We start from the raw sequence: 1,141 nt of genomic DNA, 5'->3' as shown, positions 1-1,141 counted from the left end.
GGATCGACTCGGCCTCGAGCCAGTCGAGGTGGCCCATCCGGCTGGCGGTGCCGGCCGGCGATGCGAAGGCGGATTGTTCGAGCGTCGTGCTCATGATGTCAGTCCTTACTGGGTTGCTGGCCGCCCGTCGTGGCGGGCGGCGCGATTGCTTTCGTTGCTTGGGTCGGGCCGCGGCGCCTCAGGCGCTCACCGGCCGCTGCGGCAGCTCCGACACCGGCGCGACCGTGATGTGCAGGCCGCATTCCTTGGTGTCGCGCGACTCCCACCACCAGCGTCCGGCGCGGCTATCCTCGCCGGGGCGGATCGCCCGCGTGCAGGGCTCGCAGCCGATGCTCGGGTAGCCGCGCGCGTGCAGCGGATTGACCGGCACCTCGAAGGCCTTCAGGTAGGCCCAGACCTCGGCCTCGGTCCAGTCCGCCAGCGGGTTGTACTTGGCGATGCCGCGTGCCTCGTCCTGCTCCTGCTCGTGCAGCTCGGCGCGCGTCACCGACTGCTCGCGGCGCTGGCCGGTCACCCAGGCATCCACCTCCGACAGCGCGCGGTTGAGCGGCTCGACCTTGCGGATGTGGCAGCAGGACTTGCGCAGCTCGACGCTTTCGTAGAAGGCATTCAGGCCGTGCTCGGCGACGTACTGGTCGATCGCGTCCTGCTGCGGATGGAACTGCTCGATCTCGTAGCCGTAGCGCTCGCGCACGCGGTCGATCATGCCGAGCGTCTCGGCATGCAGGCGGCCCGTGTTCAGCGAGAAGATGCCGATCGCCTGGCCCTTGGAGAGGATCGCGTGGGTCACCAGCATGTCCTCGGCCGCGAGGCTGCTGGCGAACTTCACGCGCTCATGGCGCGCCGCGATCGAGGCGAGCAGCGCGTCGAGCCGCTCGACCTTGGCGCTCAGCTCGGGCGTGAGGAGCTCGCTCATGCGTTCACCTGTGCCGAGGCGGCGCGGCGGCGGAACAGCGGCACCGCGTCGTCCACCGCCCCCTGGTAGCGTTCCGAGAACTCCGTGAAGGCGTTCAGCGCGTCATGCGGGTCGCGATCGGCGCGCACCTCGAAGGCGTCGAAGCCGCAGCGCGACATGTAGTTCAACTGGTCGCGCAGCACGTCGCCGATCGCGCGCAGCTCGCCGGTCCAGCCGTGGCGATTG

The 1,141-nt window shown here is 69.9% G+C and carries 2 protein-coding genes; both read right to left on the bottom strand.

The window, feature by feature from the left end:
- Positions 1-178: 178 nt before the first annotated feature.
- Complete coding sequence (locus tag FB600_RS37015; protein ID WP_096750341.1) at positions 179-916, bottom strand: phosphoadenylyl-sulfate reductase; 738 nt, start codon at positions 914-916, stop codon at positions 179-181.
- Positions 913-1,141, bottom strand: a 229-nt coding sequence (locus FB600_RS37010; RefSeq protein WP_145758322.1) for a DUF934 domain-containing protein, incomplete at its 5' end; no start/stop codon positions are given. The genes FB600_RS37010 and FB600_RS37015, both read right to left, overlap by 4 nt.

Origin of the sequence: Burkholderia sp. SJZ089, assembly GCF_007828315.1 — a bacterium.
In the GTDB taxonomy this organism is placed as follows: domain Bacteria; phylum Pseudomonadota; class Gammaproteobacteria; order Burkholderiales; family Burkholderiaceae; genus Burkholderia; species Burkholderia gladioli.
Note: the sequence above shows the minus strand (reverse complement) of the source record. Positions and strands in the feature narration are given on the sequence as shown.

Bases quoted from the DNA above. Each gene is read 5' to 3' on its own strand.
- FB600_RS37015 (WP_096750341.1), bottom strand. From the start codon at position 916: ATGAGCGAGCTCCTCACGCCCGAGCTGAGCGCCAAGGTCGAGCGGCTC.